Source organism: Actinomyces sp. HMSC08A09 (assembly GCF_001807465.1).
GTDB lineage: Bacteria > Actinomycetota > Actinomycetes > Actinomycetales > Actinomycetaceae > Actinomyces > Actinomyces oris.
Genome location: NZ_KV789092.1, coordinates 8033 through 8721 on the forward strand (window position 1 = coordinate 8033; position 689 = coordinate 8721).

1 pseudogene is annotated in these 689 nt (G+C 62.0%); it reads left to right on the forward strand.

The window, feature by feature from the left end:
* Positions 1-689, forward strand: a pseudogene (locus tag HMPREF3165_RS13625) (hypothetical protein); the annotation flags it as partial.

The following is a 689-nucleotide window of genomic DNA, read 5'->3' on the forward strand; positions in this document are numbered from 1 at the left end:
GACGAGCAGACCACACCTGAACGAGGAGGAGCCCAATCGGAAGAAGCCCCGGCCACCGACTCGAGCAACGAAGCCTCTGTCGGCCGGAGGAAACCGTCGTCAGGCAGGTCGGCGGGTTGGTGGGCCATCCGGGTGATGCTGGTCATCCTCGTGTTGATCATTGGTAGTTTCGTCTATCTGATTGACATCACCCTGCACCCCGACAGCGGCCCGGAGGGCTTCAAGGTCCGACGCATCGCCAGTGCAGCAGAGAAGCACCTGTCCAAGGATCCCAACGTCGTCTCGGTCACCGTCATCAACGCCTCGGCCGACATCGGCGGTACCGAGGCCGACCTGGACGTGCGTCTCAAGGACGACACCAGCGCTGATGCGGTGGCGGACCTGCTGGCCTCCACCCATACCGCGGCCTTCGGCAAGAACAGCCCCGACACCAACATCAACCTCTACGTCACCCTATCCTGGACACTGCACGGCACCAGCATCAAGACCACCTACGACTGCGCTGGCCGTCCAGACCTACTACGCACCGCCCGACAGGACCTGACCACCGCAGGTGAAGCCAAAACCATCGACATCACCGGCGGCCGTCTGAATATCGACTACGGGCAGGTCACTGCGATCCCCACTACCTTCCTACAACCGAGCGCTCCTCGCTCTACCAAGACCTTCACCATGAACGGATGGAAGGT